The 15,628-nt window shown below is 66.2% G+C and carries 17 protein-coding genes; 14 read left to right on the top strand and 3 right to left on the bottom strand.

Features of this window, described 5'->3' with window-relative positions:
* Positions 1 to 16 precede the first annotated feature (16 nt).
* A complete protein-coding gene (locus tag GKZ92_RS17775; RefSeq protein ID WP_006360210.1) occupies positions 17 to 1,426 on the bottom strand; it encodes an AIM24 family protein in 1,410 nt (469 codons plus the stop codon).
* A 267-nt stretch (positions 1,427 to 1,693) separates the two neighbouring features.
* Here GKZ92_RS17775 and GKZ92_RS23590 point away from each other — a divergent pair, with 267 nt between their 5' ends.
* The gene (locus tag GKZ92_RS23590) at positions 1,694 to 1,834 is read left to right on the top strand and encodes a hypothetical protein (RefSeq protein WP_164905311.1); all 141 of its coding nucleotides are present in this window, start codon (positions 1,694 to 1,696) and stop codon (positions 1,832 to 1,834) included.
* A 52-nt stretch (positions 1,835 to 1,886) separates the two neighbouring features.
* Here the strand turns inward: GKZ92_RS23590 and GKZ92_RS17770 are convergent, their stop codons facing one another.
* Entirely contained in the window at positions 1,887 to 2,486 is a 600-nt protein-coding gene (locus tag GKZ92_RS17770; RefSeq protein ID WP_035755178.1) for a DUF4262 domain-containing protein, read from the bottom strand.
* 132 nt (positions 2,487 to 2,618) lie between these two features.
* Between GKZ92_RS17770 and GKZ92_RS17765 the strand changes: the two genes are divergently transcribed.
* The 13 genes from GKZ92_RS17765 (at position 2,619) to GKZ92_RS17705 (ending at position 14,077) form a co-directional block, all read left to right on the top strand.
* Positions 2,619 to 3,344 carry an EthD domain-containing protein gene (locus tag GKZ92_RS17765; RefSeq protein WP_035754995.1) on the top strand — a complete coding sequence of 242 codons (726 nt, stop codon included), beginning with the start codon at positions 2,619 to 2,621 and terminating at the stop codon, positions 3,342 to 3,344.
* Between the two features lie 254 nt (positions 3,345 to 3,598).
* The gene (rpsH, locus tag GKZ92_RS17760) at positions 3,599 to 3,997 is read left to right on the top strand and encodes a 30S ribosomal protein S8 (protein WP_006360199.1); all 399 of its coding nucleotides are present in this window, start codon (positions 3,599 to 3,601) and stop codon (positions 3,995 to 3,997) included.
* Positions 3,998 to 4,010: 13 nt separating this feature from the next.
* Positions 4,011 to 4,547 (top strand): 50S ribosomal protein L6, encoded by a 537-nt coding sequence (gene rplF / locus GKZ92_RS17755; protein ID WP_006360198.1) that lies wholly within the window; start codon positions 4,011 to 4,013, stop codon positions 4,545 to 4,547.
* A gap of 3 nt (positions 4,548 to 4,550) precedes the next feature.
* Positions 4,551 to 4,955 carry a 50S ribosomal protein L18 gene (gene rplR / locus GKZ92_RS17750; protein ID WP_006360197.1) on the top strand — a complete coding sequence of 135 codons (405 nt, stop codon included), beginning with the start codon at positions 4,551 to 4,553 and terminating at the stop codon, positions 4,953 to 4,955.
* Positions 4,956 to 5,001: 46 nt separating this feature from the next.
* Complete coding sequence (gene rpsE / locus GKZ92_RS17745) at positions 5,002 to 5,649, top strand: 30S ribosomal protein S5 (protein ID WP_005197623.1); 648 nt, start codon at positions 5,002 to 5,004, stop codon at positions 5,647 to 5,649.
* 2 nt (positions 5,650 to 5,651) lie between these two features.
* On the top strand, positions 5,652 to 5,831 hold the full coding sequence (gene rpmD / locus GKZ92_RS17740) for a 50S ribosomal protein L30 (protein ID WP_005197622.1): 180 nt from the start codon (positions 5,652 to 5,654) through the stop codon (positions 5,829 to 5,831).
* Between the two features lie 3 nt (positions 5,832 to 5,834).
* Positions 5,835 to 6,275 carry a 50S ribosomal protein L15 gene (gene rplO / locus GKZ92_RS17735; RefSeq protein ID WP_006360196.1) on the top strand — a complete coding sequence of 147 codons (441 nt, stop codon included), beginning with the start codon at positions 5,835 to 5,837 and terminating at the stop codon, positions 6,273 to 6,275.
* A 200-nt stretch (positions 6,276 to 6,475) separates the two neighbouring features.
* The gene (secY, locus tag GKZ92_RS17730; RefSeq protein WP_035754997.1) at positions 6,476 to 7,804 is read left to right on the top strand and encodes a preprotein translocase subunit SecY; all 1,329 of its coding nucleotides are present in this window, start codon (positions 6,476 to 6,478) and stop codon (positions 7,802 to 7,804) included.
* Positions 7,801 to 8,355 carry an adenylate kinase gene (locus GKZ92_RS17725; protein ID WP_035754999.1) on the top strand — a complete coding sequence of 185 codons (555 nt, stop codon included), beginning with the start codon at positions 7,801 to 7,803 and terminating at the stop codon, positions 8,353 to 8,355. The genes secY and GKZ92_RS17725 overlap by 4 nt, the downstream gene beginning before the upstream one ends.
* Positions 8,356 to 8,377: 22 nt before the next feature.
* Positions 8,378 to 9,172 (top strand): type I methionyl aminopeptidase, encoded by a 795-nt coding sequence (gene map, locus GKZ92_RS17720; RefSeq protein ID WP_035755001.1) that lies wholly within the window; start codon positions 8,378 to 8,380, stop codon positions 9,170 to 9,172.
* Between the two features lie 186 nt (positions 9,173 to 9,358).
* Positions 9,359 to 10,348, top strand: coding sequence for an aldo/keto reductase (locus tag GKZ92_RS17715; protein ID WP_035755003.1), 990 nt, complete (start codon positions 9,359 to 9,361; stop codon positions 10,346 to 10,348).
* A gap of 262 nt (positions 10,349 to 10,610) precedes the next feature.
* On the top strand, positions 10,611 to 11,903 hold the full coding sequence (locus GKZ92_RS17710) for an alpha/beta hydrolase (RefSeq protein WP_155225485.1): 1,293 nt from the start codon (positions 10,611 to 10,613) through the stop codon (positions 11,901 to 11,903).
* A 92-nt stretch (positions 11,904 to 11,995) separates the two neighbouring features.
* Positions 11,996 to 14,077, top strand: coding sequence for a bifunctional lysylphosphatidylglycerol flippase/synthetase MprF (locus GKZ92_RS17705; RefSeq protein WP_442903348.1), 2,082 nt, complete (start codon positions 11,996 to 11,998; stop codon positions 14,075 to 14,077).
* A gap of 80 nt (positions 14,078 to 14,157) precedes the next feature.
* Here the strand turns inward: GKZ92_RS17705 and GKZ92_RS17700 are convergent, their stop codons facing one another.
* On the bottom strand, positions 14,158 to 15,585 hold the full coding sequence (locus GKZ92_RS17700; RefSeq protein ID WP_155225484.1) for an alanine--tRNA ligase-related protein: 1,428 nt from the start codon (positions 15,583 to 15,585) through the stop codon (positions 14,158 to 14,160).
* Positions 15,586 to 15,628 lie beyond the last annotated feature (43 nt).

The following is a 15,628-nucleotide window of genomic DNA, read 5'->3' as shown; positions in this document are numbered from 1 at the left end:
TAGGCGATCGCCGGGCTCAGCGGCCCAGGATGCCGCCCAGTACCCCGCCGGCGCCCGAGCCCGCGGCCCCACCACCGCCGGTGCCGCCGATGAACCCGCCCGGCGGCAACTCCGACGGCTGCACGACGACGAAGCCCTGGCCGGAGAACGCGAGGGTGAAGCGTTCGCCGGTGCTGCGGCCCATCAGGGTGCCGAGGTTGAACGAATCGTTGGACTTCACCGAGGTGCGCAGGCTCGACGACCAGGCGACCGCGGCCTGCGGGTCGGCGTAGGTCGCGGCGTCGACGTTGAGGACCACCGGTGTGCCGTCGGTGGTGATGGCGATACGTCCGCGGCCGGTGAACACGCAGTTGTACAGGCCCGCGTTGCTCATCGCGCCCGCGCCCTGGACGCGCTGGATGTCGTAGCGAAGGGTCGAGTCGAAGGCGAGGACATTCGCGCCGTTGATGGTCAGGCCGTCGGTGCCGTCGAGGTCGATCAGATGGACGTCGGACGCGGCGTTGGCGAGGAACAGGTCGCCGCGACCGGTGACCTTCATCAGGGGGACACCCTCGCCGGTCATCGCCTGACGCATCATCCGGCCCAGACCGCCGGACCCGAGTGCTTCGAAGTGGAGATCACCCTGGTAGGCGACCATCGAACCGGTGCGGGCCATGACCTCACCCGAGAGGCCGACGCGGCACATCTTGCTGCCCTGCTTCTGGATTCCCTGGCCGCTGACCTCGGCGTGGGACGGGGCGAACAGATCGCTGTGCATGGGGACTCCCGAGGGTTGGGTCGTGACCGGAGGGTGGGGCGGGGTGGCCGGCGGCGGTGCGGCCGGAGGCGGTGATTGTGGTTGTGGGACCGGCTGATTCGTCGGCGGCCACGGCTGCGGATCGGTAACCCGCGGTGGCTGACCGGGAGGCGGCGGCGGTGCCGGATCGTCCTCGACGTCGATGCCGAACGCGGACACCAGACCGGCGAGCCCTGCGTCGTAACCCTGGCCGACGGCACGAACTTTCCAGGTATCGTTGCGGCGGTAGATCTCGAGGCAGACCACGGCGGCCTCGCTGGTGAGACCCGTCGGCGTGAAGCCGAGTTCCTCGCCGCCGCCGCTCAGGGTCGCGGTCAGTGCGCCGGCGGTCGCGAAGGTGGACGGGCCGGTGCCGTCCAGGCTCGCGGCGACGACGACCGTCGTGATGTCGCGGGGTAGGGCTGCGGTGTCGACGGTGACGATGTCGACCGCACCCGACGAGCGATAGCCGACACCCGGGCCGGTGGGCTGGTTGTAGAAGATCAGATCGGCGTCGGACCGGACGCGACCGGCATCGGTGAGCAGGATCGCCGAGGTGTTGACCGGCGATGCCGAACGCACCGACACCGTCACGGCCGACGACGGCAACGGACGGTTCTCTCCGGCGGACAGCGTGAGCACGTTGTCCATTGTGCCAAGTGCGGGCGCATGAGGAGATCGCTCTGTCGACCGACCGGCGCGTCACCGGCTGAGAACCGCCTCTCCGACGGCCATATGCACGGTGCTTCGCGGAGGCGTTTCTCAGCGCGTGAGCACTCTCCGGCCACAAAAAACAGTGGCGCCCAACGGCGGTTCCGCGCAACCATGTTCGGCAACAGTTCGTCACGGGAAGCCCGGGGCGATCCCAACGGTCCCGCAACGTGGTTCGCGGTGCGGAGCGAGGTGAAGGGGGTCGTCATGGCCGCAGTACCACTGGCAATCGTGTGCGGTCTCGTCCTGCTCGCGAGCATCGTCCGCACAGTTCTGGCCGTCGCCGGTGACGGCCGCCGGCGGGTGAGGTACCGGGAGGCGTACGACACCCGACGGCCGACCCTCTGACCTCAGCCGACTACCCCATTCGTCAAGGCGGGCAACGGATATCCGGCACGCCTCAGTGCCCCGAGATCCGGCGGCCCCGGCGGGGGCGGGTTCGGTCGGGTCCCGACTCGGTGGTGATCACGTGGGCGGCCCGTCGCGCGTGCGCCGAGAGATCCGGAATCCCCTTCACCGGCTGGTGCATCGGCAGCAGGATGTAGCCCTCCTCCCAAGGGAACCGGCCGTACTCGTCGGGCCAGACCACCTGCAGCGTCGGGTAATCGGGGAACAGCAGGTTGGCGAGGATGAGTTCGTCCTTGTCGACCTGCTCGATGAGTCGCACCGACACCGCGACCGTCTGCAGCCGGATGTCGGACTGGTCCGCGACGAGATCGCGCCAGTCCTCGCGGTGGAGGAGATCGCCGAGCTCGTTCAGGATGTGATGCGCGGGGAGCGGGTCGACGCCGTAGATGGCCAGTTCGGGGATCGCGTGCAACGAGAGCCCGGCGGTGTAGGAGAAGCCGCAGTCGGTCTCGCGACTGTTCGCCTCGGGAGATCCTTCGCCGACGGAGGTCACCTGCCATCCACACCGGCGGATGGTGTCGATGGTCGAGCGGATGACGGGATTGGGATGCCACCGGGGCAGACCTCGGATCGCGGCAGCGTGGTCTGACATGGATCGCTCCTTTGTTCGAAGGGTGACGACATGACACCACGGGGGTCCGACAAGTTCCGGTGCGGAGATATCTCGACGTCGGGAGTGGCGAACCGCGCCTGCCGGGACCCCGATATCCGTTAGCGTGCCCGCATGACGAAGGTGATGGTCGCGCTGCGTGCACCCGGGCCCGGTGTCGAACTGCCCGGTGCCGACCTGCTCGGTGTCGAACTGCTCGGTGTGGAGCTGCTCGGGGCAGGTTTCCGGCGGACGTGCGAACGGTCGGGTGCGCGTCGCGTGCAGGTGCACATCTCCGACGACGCGGTCACCGGTGCCATGCGGATCTCCGAACTCGACCCGCCGATCGAGGCGGTCGTCAGTCTGTGGGACGCCGACGTGGACATCGTGCTGACCGCCCTCGGCGAGTTCGCGACCGTGGTCGGTGCCTGGCGGGTGGCCGAACGTGCACCGCTCGATCCCGACCTACCCGCCGACGGCACGCGCGTCGACGCCCTCGCCAATGTCGCCTTCCTGCGTCGGCCGGCGGGGCTCGACCCGCAGGAGTGGCGTCGGATCTGGCTCGAGGAGCACACGACCGTGGCCATCGAGACCCAGGCGACGTTCGGCTACTACCAGAACGTCGTCGAAGACGCGCTCACACCGGAGACACCGCAGGTGGACGGCATCGTCGAAGAACTCTTCCCGATGGCCGCGGTCAGCGACCTCCATGCGTTCTACGGAAGCGGGGGAGACCGGGCGGAGCTCGAGCACCGCATGACCCGGATGCTCACCAGCGTCGGGAGATTCGGCGCCGACCGACACCTCGACGTGGTGCCGACGTCGCGCCACGACCTCGTGCTCGAGGTGCCCGCCCGGTAGTGTCCGACGAGGCGGTTGCCGGACGCGATTTGGGTCTGGCCAGCAGATTCCCTACACTAGACCGGTTGCCTGTGCACCTCAGGTGCCCGGGACACAACTGAATAGTCTCCGGTGCCGGCGAAAAGCCAAGGGCACCGGCGGCGAGAACCTTCAGAGAAACTATCCACTTCGTGGAAGGCCCACCGCAGGTCAGGGGAGATTTCCCCGGATCGGCGCTGTATGGGAACCGCCACGAGAAAGGTTGACGGTCACCCATGACCATGACTGACCCGATCGCAGACTTCTTGACACGTCTGCGCAACGCCAACTCGGCGTACCACGACGAGGTGAAACTCCCGTCGTCGAAGATCAAGGTGAACATCGCCGAGATCCTCAAGCGTGAGGGCTACATCACCGACTACCGCATCGAGGATGCGGAGGTCGGCAAGAGCCTCATCGTCTCCCTGAAGTACGGCCCGAGCCGTGAGCGCTCCATCGCTGGACTGCGCCGCGTGTCGAAGCCGGGCCTCCGGATCTATGCAAAGTCCACCAACCTGCCCAAGGTGCTGGGCGGCCTCGGCGTGGCCATCATCTCCACGTCGTCGGGTCTGCTCACCGATCGCCAGGCAGCCAACCAGGGCGTGGGCGGCGAAGTCCTCGCCTACGTCTGGTAGGGGAGGGAACGACATGTCGCGTATCGGAAAGAACCCCATCGAGATCCCCGCGGGCGTCGACGTCACCGTCGACGGACAGCGCGTGGCCGTGAAGGGCCCCAAGGGCGAGCTCTCGCTCACCGTCTCGGAGCCCATCGAGGTCGCCAAGGAAGACAACACCATCGTTGTCACCCGCCCCAACGACGAGCGTCGCAGCCGCGCGCTGCACGGCCTGAGCCGTTCGCTGATCAACAACCTGGTCATCGGCGTCACGCAGGGCTACACCACGAAGATGGAGATCTTCGGTGTCGGCTACCGCGTCCAGGCGAAGGGCAAGGACCTCGAGTTCGCCCTCGGTTACAGCCATCCCGTGCCGATCGAGGCCCCCGAAGGCATCACCTTCGCAGTGGAGTCCCCGACCAAGTTCTCGGTCACGGGTATCGACAAGCAGCAAGTCGGCCAGATCTCGGCGAACATCCGCCGCCTGCGTCGTCCGGACCCCTACAAGGGCAAGGGCATTCGCTACGAGGGTGAGCAGATCCGTCGCAAGGTCGGAAAGACGGGTAAGTAAGCCATGAGTGACACAGCTACCAAGACCAGCCGTAAGCCCCTCGGCAAGGACGTGTCGACGCGTCGTCGCAAGGCGACCGTCAACCGGCACTTCCGTCTCCGCAAGAAGGTCAGCGGAACCCCGGCTCGCCCGCGTCTCGCGGTCAAGCGCAGCTCGCGCCACATCCACGTGCAGCTCATCGACGACCTGGCCGGCAAGACGCTGGCCGCCGCGTCGTCGATCGAGGCCGACGTGCGCGCGGCAGGCGGCGACAAGTCGGCCCAGGCCCGCAAGGTCGGCGAGCTCATCGCCGCCCGTGCCAAGGCTGCCGGCGTCGAGGCCGTCGTATTCGACCGCGGTGGCAAGGACTACCACGGCCGTATCGCCGCGCTCGCGGATGCCGCCCGTGAGGGAGGCCTGAGCTTCTGATGACCATCTTCACCAGCTACACCCACAACACCGGAGGGAACCTCTGATGCCCGGACGTCAGCGTGACGGCGGAAACGGACCCGCCGGTAACGACAACAACCAGAACAATGCAGGTGGCGGCAACGACCGTCGCGGCGGTGGCCGCGGAGACCGTCGCGATCGCGGCGGCCGCGACCAGGACCGCAACCAGCTCGAGCGCGTGGTGACCATCAACCGCGTCTCGAAGGTGGTCAAGGGTGGACGTCGTTTCTCGTTCACCGCTCTCGTGGTCGTCGGCGACGGCCAGGGCATGGTCGGCGTCGGCTACGGCAAGGCCAAGGAAGTTCCGGCCGCGATCCAGAAGGGCGTCGAAGAGGCTCGCAAGAACTTCTTCCGCGTGCCGCTGATCGGTGGCACCGTGACCCACCCGGTTCAGGGTGAGGCTGCTGCCGGCGTCGTCATGCTGCGCCCGGCCAGCCCCGGTACCGGTGTGATCGCCGGTGGCGCGGTGCGTGCCGTGCTCGAGTGCGCGGGCGTCCACGACGTTCTCGCCAAGAGCCTCGGCTCCGACAACGCCATCAACGTCGTCCACGCCACCGTGGCGGCACTGAAGATGCTGCAGCGTCCCGAAGAGGTCGCGGCCCGTCGTGGCCTGCCGATCGAGGACGTCGCCCCGGCGGGTATGCTGCGCGCTCGAGCGGGACAGGGAGTCTGATCATGGCCGAGCTGAAGATCACCCAGGTCAAGGGCACCATCGGTACCAAGAAGAACCAGCGTGACAGCCTGCGGACCCTCGGACTGAAGGGCATCCGCCAGACCGTCACCCGCGAGGACACGCCGATCAACCGCGGCCTCATCAACGCGGTTCGTCACCTCGTGACAGTCGAAGAGGTTTAAGCAATGACCATCAAACTCCATCACCTTCGCCCCGCACCGGGGTCGAAGACCGACAAGACCCGCGTGGGTCGCGGTGAGGGGTCCAAGGGTAAGACCGCGGGCCGCGGCACCAAGGGCACCAAGGCACGTAAGAACGTGCCCGCCGGCTTCGAGGGTGGCCAGATGCCGATCCACATGCGGCTGCCGAAGCTCAAGGGCTTCACCAACCGCAACCGGGTCGAGTACCAGGTCGTCAACGTCGGCGACATCGCGCGTCTCTTCCCGCAGGGCGGCACCATCGGCGTCGACGAGCTCGTCGCCGCGGGCGCTGTGCGCAAGAACCAGTTGGTGAAGGTGCTCGGCGACGGAGAACTCTCCGTCAAGGTCGACATCACCGCCGACAAGTTCACCGCCTCCGCCAAGGAGAAGATCGCCGCTGCCGGAGGCAGCGTCACCGAACTCTGACGGAACAAACCCGCGGTCGGGCGGCAGCTACGCTGCCGCCCGACCGGGGCGTTTCGGCGTCACTGTTAGAGTTTCAGACGTTGTCTGCCGCATCCGCAAGATCGCCGCATCCCGAACATTGTCGATTGCCGAGCACACGGGGATCGGGTCGTGACCGACCCGGAAGATTGCCCTCGCGTGGTCGTTCCTAGGAGGAGTTAGTGCTTTCCCCCCTCTTCGCGGCCATACGGACGCCGGACCTGAGGAAGAAAATCCTCTTCGTTCTCGGCATCATCATCCTGTATCGCCTCGGCGCGACCGTGCCGTCGCCCGGCGTGGACTACCAGGCCGTCCGGGCCTGTCTGGACGAGGTCTCGGCCGGTGAGTCGAGCTCGGTCTACTCCCTGATCAACCTGTTCTCCGGCGGCGCGCTGCTGCAGCTGTCGGTGTTCGCGATCGGCATCATGCCGTACATCACGGCGTCGATCATCGTCCAGCTGCTCACGGTGGTCATCCCGCGGTTCGAGCAGCTGCGCAAGGAAGGTCAGGCCGGCCAGGCCAAGATGACGCAGTACACGCGTTATCTCGCCGTGGCCCTGGCGCTCCTCCAGTCCACCGGCATCGTCGCCCTCGCCGATCGCGGTCAGCTCCTCCCGCAGTCCTGTGCGACCAGCGGTGAGGTCCTCAACGACTCCAGCATCTTCGGTCTGATGATCATCGTGCTCGTCATGACCGCCGGCGCCTGTGTGGTCATGTGGTTCGGCGAGCTCATCACCGAGCGCGGTATCGGCAACGGCATGTCGCTGCTGATCTTCGCCGGTATCGCCGCCCGTATCCCGGCCGAGGGTCGCACCATCCTCAACACCCGCGGCGGACTCGTCTTCGCCCTGGTGTGTGTCGCCGCACTGATCATCGTCGCGGGCGTGGTCTTCATCGAGCAGGGCCAGCGCCGCATCCCCGTGCAGTACGCCAAGCGCATGGTCGGCCGCAAGATGTACGGCGGCTCGTCGACCTACCTGCCGCTGAAGGTCAACCAGGCCGGCGTCATCCCGGTCATCTTCGCCTCGTCGCTGCTGTACCTGCCGCAGCTGATCGTCGAACTGACGCGCAGCCCGGACGGCACCCAGTCGACCTGGCAGGAATACGTCACCAAGTACCTGACCGATCCCAGCAACGGGGTCTACATCGCGGTCTACTTCCTGATGATCATCTTCTTCACGTACTTCTACGTGGCGGTGACGTTCAATCCGGAGGAACGCGCCGACGAGATGAAGAAGTACGGTGGCTTCATCCCGGGTATCCGGCCGGGCGCCCCGACCGCGGAGTACCTGGGTTACGTGCTCAGCCGCATCACTCTCCCGGGTTCGATCTACCTCGGTATCATCGCGGTCCTGCCGAACCTCTTCCTTGAGATCGGTAACAGCGGCAACGTCCAGAACCTGCCGTTCGGCGGCACGGCCGTACTGATCATGGTCGGTGTGGGCCTGGACACGATGAAACAGATCAACAGTCAGTTGATGCAACGCAAGTACGAAGGATTCCTCAAGTGAGACTCGTAATTCTCGGCCCGCCCGGAGCAGGCAAAGGCACGCAGGCTGAACTGCTGAGCGAAGCCCTCGGCATCCCGCACATCTCCACTGGTGATCTGTTCCGCGCCAACATCTCCCAGGGCACCCCGGTCGGTATCGAGGCCAAGAAGTACCTCGACGCCGGCAACCTGGTCCCGTCCGAGATCACCGTCGACATGGTCCGTGCCCGTGTGGGCGAACCTGATGCGGCCAAGGGCTTCATCCTCGACGGCTTCCCGCGTTCGACCGAGCAGGCCGACGCACTCAAGGAGATCCTCGCGAACCTCGACGCCTCGCTGGACGGCGTGCTGTCCTTCGTCGTCGACACCGACGTCGTCGTGGAGCGCATGCTCGCCCGCGGTCGCGCCGACGACACCGAAGAGGTCATCCGCAACCGGATGGACGTCTACACCAAGGAGACCTCGCCGCTGCTCGCGTACTACGGCGACCAGGTCAAGACGATCGACGCGGTTGGCGACATCCAGGATGTCCACCAGCGTGTGCTGAGCGCCCTCGGCGCCGGCGTCAACTGACATCCCGAGACTGCGTCCGCTGATGGGTTTTCGCAAACGCAAGCGCGTTCCGTTCCGCTCCGCCGGCGAACTGGATGCGATGGCAGCAGCGGGCGCAGTCGTCGGATCGGCCCTCGTGGCCGTCCGCGCCGCCGCGAAGGCGGGGGTGAGCACCCTCGACCTCGACGAGGTCGCGGAGACCGCGATCCGCGAGGCCGGGGCAGTTCCCTCGTTCAAGGGCTACAACGGTTTCCCCGGATCGATCTGCAGCTCGGTCAACGACGTCGTGGTCCACGGAATCCCGTCGTCCGATGTCGTTCTCGCCGAGGGTGATCTGGTGTCGATCGACTGCGGTGCGGTTCTCGACGGCTGGCACGGCGACTCGGCCTGGACCTTCGGCGTAGGTGAGTTGTCGCAGCCCGACGCCGAATTGTCCGAGGCGACCCGACTGTCGATGGAGGCGGGTATCGCCGCCATGGTCGACGGCGCCCGCCTCACCGACATCTCCCACGCGATCGAACTCGGCACCCGCGCCGCCGAGAAGAAGTTCAATCGTCCGTTCGGCATCGTCGACGGCTACGGCGGCCACGGGATCGGCCGTGAGATGCACATGGATCCCTTCCTCGCGAACGAGGGCGAGCCCGGCAAAGGGCCGCTGCTGGTGATCGGGTCGACGCTCGCAATCGAGCCGATGCTGACCCTCGGCACCGTGGACACCACCGTCCTCGAGGACGACTGGACCGTCGTCACCGACGACGGATCCCGGGCCGCGCACTGGGAACACACCGTCGCGGTCACCGCCGACGGTCCGCGGATTCTGACTCCGCGACCCGAATGATTTTCTAGGCCCGACCTCCGAGATCTGCTGCAGAGTAAGAATCTGCCGTGCCTCGAAGTCCTGCTGCGCGGCCGGCATGGCGAAGAATGATTGATTGCGGCGGTGGCACTCGTCTCTGGTCATGACCTCGGCGAGCGGACCTGCCAGGCAGATGGCGAGTGTCGAGCAGAGGAGAGTTCGAGGAAGATGGCCACGGTGGAACTCGGTGATGGACTGACGGTTTCAGCTCTCGGATTCGGCGGTATGTCGCTGACCGACGTCTACGGGGCGGTATCCGATGACGATGCCTTCCGCACCCTCGCCCACGCGGTCGACAGCGGCGTGACGTTCATCGATACCGCGAACGTGTACGGGGACGGCCGAAGCGAGACCACGATCGGCAGGTTGCTCAAGACCCGCCGCGACGAGGTTCAGCTCGCCACCAAGTTCGGCATCGTCGGTCAGGGCGGCGTCGGGCAGCGCGGAGTCCGCGGTGACCGAGAGTATGTTCGCGAGCAGGTCGAACTCAGCCTGGCACGACTCGGCACCGATCGCATCGACCTGTACTACCAGCACCGCGTCGATCCGGTCGTCCCGATCGAGGAGACCATCGGCGCGGTCAAGGAACTGGTCGAGGAGGGCAAGGTCCTGCATATCGGTCTGTCCGAGGCGACCGGTGACGAGATCCGCCGCGCGGTCAGTGTGCACCCGATCGCCGCCATCCAGTCCGAGTGGAGCGTCGTCTCCCGAGACGTCGAGCGCTTCGTGGTACCCGCTGCCCGCGAGCACGGACTCGGGTTCGTCTCCTACTCGACGCTGGGCCGTAAGTGGCTGGCCGGGCTCCTCGACCACAACGATCTGGTCGAAGGCGATGTGCGCCTGAACATCTCGCGCTACACGCCCACCAACCTGGCATACAACAAGCCGATCCTCGAGGAGTTTCTGCAGATCGCCGACGAGGTCGGTGTCACCGGTGCACAGCTGGCGCTGGCCTGGTTCTACACCAAGGGTCGCGAGTTCGATCTCCCCGTCGTCTCGATCCCGGGTTCCCGGTTCGCCGAGCGTGTCTCGGAGAACCTGGCCGGCGTCGACGTCGAACTGACCGCGCAGCAGGTCGAGCGACTGGATACGTTGGCCGCCCGGATTCGCGGTCATCGGTCCGCTCAGCCGCAGTTGGTGTCGTCCGCACGCGAGTGACCCGCGACCGCACCACTGCGGGGTGAGTATCGGTCGCCTTCAGGGTGAACGTCGAATTGGTGTCGTGGTGAACGCGTCTCAAATTCGATGTGTCGAACTACAGACAGCCGCGTCACTCCTGCCTTACGATTTCCCTTGTCTCGCAAGAGAGCGAGGGGGATGCGCCGGTTGGGGTGCCCTTGATACGTTCGATCCGTATGTCCTCCACTAGGGTTTCCTCGGCTGTGGCCGCACGCCCGAGTCCAGGTGACGGAGGTGCGGAGTGGTCCTGTCGGCGTCGTTGTCCATCGTCAGTGGACCGGTACCAGTCGTCGTCACCGTCCTCGGTGTGATCGGTTTCCTGTGGCTCATCTTCTATCCGTCGGTCCGCTATCTCCTGATCGTCGTCCCGGTCTCGATCGCGGTCGCCGTCGGCGGCACGCTGTTGGCGCACTACCTGGTCGAGGATGTGTGGCGTCCGTTTCCGGAGGCGATCGAGACCGGTGTCTACATCTCGAGTTGTGTTGCCGCCCTTGCGCTGATTCTCGGGGTGGCCCGATTCGTGGCCGGTCACGGATGGTTGCAGAAGCTGATCACCGTGCTCGCCGGACTGTTCGCGGTGCTGATGGCGTTGTCGCAGATCAACGTCACCTTCGCCTACTATCCGACAGTTGATGCGCTGCTGGGTCATTCGGGTGCGCGGTCGGTGACGCTCGAGGAACTCGACGACGACTCACTGATCGTGGTGCCGATCGACAAATGGCGGGCACCGCAGAACATCCCGAGCGGAGGGCGGATCCTGACGGCGCCCATCCCCGGGACCAAGTCCGGATTCACGGCACGTCCCGCGAAGATGTATCTGCCGCCGGCTGCTCTCACCTCGCCGACACCGCGGTTGCCGGTGCTGCTCCTGCTGGCGGGTCAGCCGGGCGCCCCGGACGACTGGCTGCTCGGCGGTCAGCTGGTCGCCACGATGGACGCGTACGCAGCAGAGCACAACGGCCTGAGCCCAATCGTCGTCGTCGCCGACGGGACCGGATCGACGATGGCCAACCCGATCTGTGTGGACTCCAAGCTGGGCAACGTCGCGACCTATCTGTCGCAAGACGTGCCGGACTGGGTCGCGGCCAACCTCAAACTCGCGAACACGGACAGCAGGTCGTGGGCGGTCGGTGGCTTGTCCTACGGCGGAACGTGCGCGCTGCAACTCGCGACGAACTATCCGGACGTCTATCCGACGTTCCTCGACCTGTCGGGTCAGATCGAACCGTCCCTGGGGTCGCGTCAGCAGACCATCGACACGGCGTTCGACGGCGACGAGGCTGCGTTCAAGGCGGTCAATCCGATGGATCTGATGGTCACGCGGCAGTATCCCGACACGGCCGGTGCGTTCGTCGTCGGACGAGATGACGCGATGTACCGCGCCGGTCTCAAAGAGGTGTTCGAAGCTGCGCGGCGTGCCGGTATGGACGTGCATTTCAGCGAGGTGCCCGGTGGGCACAGCTTTGCGGTGTGGTCGGTGGGCCTGCGTCAGGAGATGCCATGGCTCGGTAAACGATTGGGGATTCCGGAATGAGCGCACCCGTTGTCGAGACAGAGCGAGACGAGGCCGACGGCCCCCGCGAGAGTGCGGTGCTGAACAAACTCAAGGCGTACGCGGCGGTGCTGATGCGGCTACCGTTCACCCTCGCGTTGTGGCTGACCGTCTTCGGTCTGGCGCTCTTCACGGGGTCGTTGTGGAGTCACGCGGCTCGGAAGTCCTGGTACCACGACGTCGCTTTCGGGGTCCCGGCGTTGGAGGACGGCAAGTGGTGGACCATCGTCACCTCGTCGTTCTTCGAGCCGAGCCCGGGCAAGTACGTGCTCGCGCTGATCTTCATCGCGGTCGGAATCGGTTGGGCCGAATACCGGTTGGGCACCGCGCGGGTCGCGGTGGTGGCATTCGGTGGCAAGATCGTCACCGAGTTGATCACGGTCGGTCTGGTCTGGTTTTTCAGCCGCGATTTCACTTCGTGGGAGTGGGTCGAACGCCTGTCGCACGTGCACAGCGCGAGCGCGATCACGATGGTCGTGGCGGCGGTGGCGGTGGCGACGGCCACGCTCCGGTCACCCTGGCGCCTACGCATCCGGGTCGCCCTCGGGGCTGTCGTGGCGATCGCTTTCCTGTTCGAGGGCACGTTCAGCACGGTCCAGTATGTGATCGCGGTACTCATCATGCTGCCGGTGGGCGAACGGTGGTTCAGTACCGCCGAGCACGGCTATCTGCCACGTACCCGACGCGAGGTGCGCATGCTGGGCTGTGCGGGCCTGCTCGTCATCGCGGGCGCGAACCTGCTGGTGTTCTTCTTCCCGGGTAGCGGGCCCCTCGGGCCCACCGACGCCAACGACGAGTCCACCTTCACGATGATCATCGGCCTGGTGATCAACCTGCTGATCGCCGACCAGTTGCGTCGAGGTCGGCGGTGGGCCTGGTGGGTTGCGGTGGTCTACGGCCTGCTCAACGTGGTTGTCACGATCGCGGTGGTGGCGTTGGTCGCCTTCACCGACTTCGCCGCAGAGGGAGGCGTCACCGTTGGCACCACGCTGCTGTGGGTGGTGGTCCTGGCGATTCTGCTGCCGGGGCGGTTCGCCTTCCGGGTGCCGTGGCGGACCCGCCTGACCGGCGATGTCGACGGCGATCCGCTGGAACGGGTCAAGGACCTGCTGCACACCCACGGCGGCGGCACGATGTCGTGGATGATCACCTGGCCCGGCAACAACTACCTGTTCCCGGCGGGCGGCCCCGGTGCGGGTGGACCGTCGGGTGTGGTGGCCTATCAGCACCACATGGGAACGCTGCTGGCACTGTCGGATCCGGTGTGTGCGCCGCAGGATCGTCGGGCGGCGGTCCAGGACTTCATCGACAAGGCCGAACACAGCGGCAAGGTGCCCTGCTGGTTCTCGGTCGGTGCCGAGACGGCCCAGATCGCCGAAGAGCTCGGCTGGCGGAGCCTCCAGATCGCCGAGGACACCATCATCGACCTGCCGAATCTGGCCTTCAAGGGCAAGTCGTGGCAGCACGTGCGGTCGGCACTGAACAAGGCGACGAAGGAGAACATCAGCTTCCGCCTGGTGACCCTGGCCGACGAACCGTTCGGCATCCGTTCACAGGTGCGCGCGATCTCCGAGGAGTGGGTGGGGGACAAGGGGCTTCCCGAGATGGGCTTCACCCTCGGCAGCGTCGACGAGGCGATGGACCCGGAAGTCCGTGTCGCGCTTGCCGTCGACGAGGCGGGCGATGTCCACGGCGTGTTGTCCTGGTTGCCGGTGTACGCGGCGTCCGGCGCCGACGGTGCGTCGGTACCTGCCGGAACCGTGCGCGGTTGGACGCTCGACGTGATGCGGCGTCGTACCGACGGATTCGGCCCGGTGATCGAATATCTCATCGCCTCGTCCGCGACGGCGTTCAAAGAGGAAGGCGCGCTGTTCGTCTCGTTGTCGGGCGCACCGCTCGCGCGGAGCGGCGACTCGGTCGAAGAGGGGATGGACCGCCTGCTCGACAGTCTGGGAGCCGCGATGGAGCCCTTCTATGGTTTCCGGTCGCTGCACGCGTTCAAGAAGAAGTTCAGCCCGCGCTACGAGCCGGTGTACCTGGCCTTCCGGGACGAGAGTGACCTGCCCCGTATCGGTCTGGCCATCTCGCGGGCCTACCTCCCCGACGCGACCCCCGGACAACTCGTCCGACTCGCCGCCTCGGGCAAGGGCAACTGACCGTCGACCGGGCACCACCTGTTCCCTGAGGTGCGAGGAGCGCAGCGACGAGCCTCGAAGGGCCCGCCGACCGGGCAGAGTCAGTCGTGCGCGCCGAGTTTGGTCGCCGTCTGGGACCGTAGACGCTGTTCCTCACGGAGCGCATCGAACTCGGCACGCCAGTCGGTGGTGAGTGTCAGCCCCTGACGCCCGGCCTCTTCGGTGCTGAGTTCGACGGGGAAGCCGAACGTGTCGCTGAGGGTGAAGAAGTCGGCTCCGGTGATGGGGCGGGCTTCTTTGACGATGTGCCGCAGCTCGCGCAAGCCCTTGCTGAGCGTGCGACGGAAGGCGCGCTCTTCCTTCTGCAGGACTTTGACGATGGTGTCGCGCTGCTCGCCGACCTCGGGATAGGCGTCGGAGTAGATGTCGGCGATCACCTCGACGAGTGGTGTCAGCACGTTGTTCTCGACGCCCAGTTCGGTGGCGAAGCGGATCGCCCGGCGCAGGAGCCGACGCATGACATAGCCGGCTTCGCGGTTCGAAGGGGTGACACCGTCGGCAGCCAGGAAGACCGCTCCGCGAACGTGATCGGTGACGATGCGCATGGCGTGGGTGGTGTCTTCGTAGCTCGTGCCCGAGAGTTCCTGGAGTTTCTCGATGATCGGCCACAGCAGGCTGACGCGGAAGACGTCGGGGCTGTCGATCGACGCCGCGGCGATGCGTTCGAGGCCGCCGCCGTAATCGACATTGCGATTGGGGAGCTCGGCAAACGACACGGCGCCGGGGGCGTCGGACTCGGCGCGGCGGTACTGCATGAACACCGAGTTGCCGATCTCCATGTACTGGCCGCCGTCGGAATTCTGGTGTGGGAAGCGACCGTACGTGGTGTCGTGTTCGACCTGCGGGAAATAGTAGAAGACCTCGGAATCGGGTCCGCCGGGGTCGCCGACCGGCATCGCCTCGGGGCCGCCGGCCCGGGACCACCAGTTCTTGTCCTGGTAGAACGCAATTCGTGCGCCCTGGTTACCGACCTCGTTGCCGTGTTCCTCGGTGATGAGGTCGACCCGGTCGTAGGAGACGCCCGCGGCCTTGAAGAGTTCGGTCCAGATGTCGGCGCTCTCCTCATCGCGCGGTATGCCGTTCTCCGGGTCACCGGCGAAGACGGTCACGTAGATCCGGTTGGGATCCAGGCCGACGACGTCGACCAGGAACGACCAGAACATCGGGATCTGCCCGGCCTTGAAATAGCTTCCCAGGCTCCAGTTTCCGAGCATCTCGAAGAACGTGGTGTGGCGGTTGTCGCCGACCTCGTCGATGTCTTGGGCGCGAACGCACGGCTGGACGTCGGCGAGCATGGTGCCGGCGGGGTGTGGCTCGCCGAGCAGGTGGTTGAGTAGCGGCTGCATTCCCGAACCGGTGAAGAGTGTCGTCGGGTCGCCCCGGGGCACCAGCGATGCCCGGTCGATGAGGGCGTGTCCACGCTCGGCCATCATCGCGAGGTAGGCCGAACGGATCTGCTGAGCGTCCATGACTGGCATTGTGCGGTCCGGCCTGGTGATATGGGCCGTGATT

It is taken from the genome of Gordonia sp. 135 (genome assembly GCF_009720185.1).
Taxonomy (GTDB): Bacteria; Actinomycetota; Actinomycetes; order Mycobacteriales; family Mycobacteriaceae; genus Gordonia; species Gordonia alkanivorans.
This window is presented reverse-complemented; position numbering and strand designations above follow the sequence as displayed.